Below are 3,059 nucleotides of genomic sequence, written 5' to 3'. Positions count from 1 at the left end.
CTTTTCCATTGCAGTTCTTTTTACTTCTGCAAAGGTAAAAATTTCATCTCACATACACAGGTTTATTACCATGCGCCGGTTTTACCTATTATTGTGGTGAAATCAATTTCACGGACATATAGCCCATCTGACACAAGCCAACCTGATAGACGGACGGTTAATCTACAAACGACAAAGGACGAAGAAGCTGATTAAGATAGCACTCCAACCGCAAGCGTTGACACTTATCAAGAAGTACCACAATGCGGAATCGCCTTACTTGTTTCCCATCCTTTCACCATTTCATAAGACAGCCGAGCAGAAAGCGAATAGAATACATAAGGTAATTACTAAGATGAACGACCGTTTGAAACAGATTGGTGAAGCATTGAATTTGCCTATCGCACTTACGACCTACGTTGCAAGACACAGCCAAGCTACCGTAATGAAGAAAGCTGGCGTTTCTACGGGAGTAATACGTGAGATTATGGGGCATAGCTCTGAATGAATAACACAAATCTATCTTGATAGTTTTGATAATGAACAGATAGACGAAGCCATGAAGACCCCGAATTCAAAAATAAAAAGCAATGGGGCAGTAGAAAAGCCCTTATAGGCTTTCTGCTACCCCACTGGCAATTATATCAATGCTCAATTTAAAGTTCCAACATCCGCTTCATGAAAGCCTTTACGCTTTCTACATCATCGGAAGCAGGTGCCCACGATGCCATATCTTCAGGCGAAAGCGGCTGATAAGGCCCTTTCTTTATCTCAAAAATAACAGTACCTGACTCCAAAGCGATAATGCTATGCCACACACCAGACGGAATCTCCAAACCGTATCTGCCTTCCAAAGGATTTAGACAAACCTTTTCTGTCACATTCCCTTTTTCGTCATAAAAGAAAGCCAACAAACTGCCTCGCAATACCAAATACGTCTCTTCCTTGTCCGAATGGCGGTGAGGCGGGAGATAGGTCCCCGGCTCCAGCGCATTCAGCATACGATGCACTGGAGCATCCATCGTTTCATGAAAATTATAGTTCATGCGCAAACGATCACTTTCTTTCGCCTGCGCCGTAACAAGGTTCAATAAATCTTCCGTTATCAGTCTCATCCTTACTTTACTTAAAGAGATTAACCATCGTAGCTATCATCGTAGCCAAAGAAGCGGCAGAAGTACCCAAACCGATAATTTCCCCAGGACTCATCTTCTTTCTTGCATCCTTGCTTGGAACAATTATCTCACACCCCGGCTCTATGGCTGTTTTGCTCCATTTTTTCACACGCGACACCGTACCGTTCATATAAACGACATACGCCCTCCGCTTTTTGGCACCATTTCCAAAACCTCCGGCTTGATTAATATAGTAGCGGTAGCTCTCCCCTTTTTTATACGAGACCGTATTGGGATACATCACCGCACCGTTGATTTTGACCGTACTTACATATTCAGGAATAAACAGCATATCGCCGTCACGCAATACCATGTCATCGTCCGAACCCGGATTTTGCAATGCTTTCTCTAAACTGATACCTACTGAATAGGTATCAGACAAATCCAGTTTTTTCACCGAAATAGAGTCGCTACCTCCCATTTGAGCCATGCGCAACGCATCTGCTTTACGGCGCAGTTCTTCTTCCGTCATCTTACGTATCAGACGAGCTCCCTTTACATAAGCATCAGGAGTTACACCACCGGCTTTAGCTACCAAATCGCTCAAACGCTCGTTCTTTTTCGACAAAGCATAACTGCCGCCGAAAAGGACTTCACCACCTACCATCACATTCTGCTGTACATGATAAGAAGGACTCTTACGAATATACACTTCATCAAAGGGTTCAAGATAGAAATCACCACTTCCTGCGCCAATCAGCAAACCTTCTTTCAAATCAAAAGAAAAACTGGTTCCTACCGTATTGCTAAAAGTAGTGGATTTAGGATCTTTCATGCGACGTGCCACCTCCACTTTTGTGGTAGCGGCAGCCTCCAACAATCCTCCGGCCTGCAATACCAAATCCTCTATCGTCATTTTATCCGAATAAAGATAAGTACCCGGGTTAGCGACCTCACCATGTATGGTAAGCGTAGCCTCTTCTTTCAAATCATGAATACTCGGAATATATAGAATATCGTTCTTCTGCAACGGGATATCAGCGATTGTTCCATTCAGCAACCCTTTCACGTCCACTTGGACAATCTCATGTGACAGGTCTTCAAGTTCACGGTCAATGATGGCCCGATTCAAGAACGCATCTCCACGAACACCTTCCGCTTTTTTAATCAACTGCTTCACCGTATTCACCGTGCCGTCCAACTGATACAAGCCCTCTCGATATACCGCACCACGAATTTCCACACGATTTTCAAAACGCCGCAAGACTGAGTCCACCGTGACTTGGTCACCGTCATCCATACGGAATACGGAATAATCCATTTCGTCCACGTTATAGATTTGATGTTCACGACCACTCTTACGGATAATGCGCAATGCTTTTTTATAGGCATCGCCCGTAAAGCCACCAGCATATTTCAACAAGGCACCGGCCGTCTCGGTGGGTTTCATCTCATAGAACATCGGACGCTTTACCTTACCTAATATCTGCACCAAAGACAAATAAGGACTTACCAAAATCACATCACCGTCTTGCAAACGGACATCGTCTTTCATTTTTCCTTTCATCAGTAAGTCGTAAACGTCCAAATCTGCGATAGTATTTCCATTGCGCATCACTTTTATACTACGCAAACTACCGATTTTATTCACACCACCCGCACTATATAAGGCATGGAATACAGAAGCGAAAGAAGAAAGGGTATAGGTTCCGGGAACCATCACCTCACCCATCACATTCACTTGAATGGACCGAATTTCTCCCAACGTCAATTTAACTTGGGTAGAAGGCACGTTTCCTGTCACTCCCGAATAGATTCTGGCAAACTCTTGTTTCAGATAGTTATTCGCTTCTTTCACAGTCTTGCCGTTTAAATAAACCGGCCCCAAATTATTAATGAAGATGCTGCCTTCCGGTGATATCGCTTGCCGGAGAGTGGGCGCTGCAGCTCCCCAAACATCAATGA

4 protein-coding genes are annotated in these 3,059 nt (G+C 44.1%); 2 read left to right on the top strand and 2 right to left on the bottom strand.

Annotated features, from left to right (window positions below):
* Together K2G43_RS12825 and K2G43_RS12820 are read left to right on the top strand one after the other, a co-directional pair.
* Nucleotides 1-195, top strand: a 195-nt coding sequence (locus tag K2G43_RS12825; protein WP_300155863.1) for a hypothetical protein, incomplete at its 5' end; no start/stop codon positions are given.
* A complete protein-coding gene (locus tag K2G43_RS12820; protein ID WP_366525063.1) occupies nucleotides 119-487 on the top strand; it encodes a tyrosine-type recombinase/integrase in 369 nt (122 codons plus the stop codon). The genes K2G43_RS12825 and K2G43_RS12820, both read left to right, overlap by 77 nt.
* 148 nt (nucleotides 488-635) lie before the next feature.
* Here the strand turns inward: K2G43_RS12820 and K2G43_RS12815 are convergent, their stop codons facing one another.
* A complete protein-coding gene (locus K2G43_RS12815) occupies nucleotides 636-1,094 on the bottom strand; it encodes a WbuC family cupin fold metalloprotein (RefSeq protein WP_297645409.1) in 459 nt (152 codons plus the stop codon).
* 7 nt (nucleotides 1,095-1,101) lie between these two features.
* On the bottom strand, nucleotides 1,102-3,059 hold a 1,958-nt coding region (locus K2G43_RS12810; RefSeq protein WP_300155856.1), incomplete at its 5' end, for an SLBB domain-containing protein.

Source organism: Bacteroides sp. (assembly GCF_029057325.1).
Lineage (GTDB): Bacteria > Bacteroidota > Bacteroidia > Bacteroidales > Bacteroidaceae > Bacteroides.
The sequence above is the reverse complement of the archived record's forward strand: the minus strand, read 5'-3'. Positions and strand labels throughout refer to the sequence as shown.

What these genes read in the sequence shown, in the direction of transcription:
- K2G43_RS12815 (WP_297645409.1), bottom strand. Translation starts at nt 1,094, where the DNA reads ATGAGACTGATAACGGAAGATTTATTGAACCTTGTTACGGCGCAGGCG.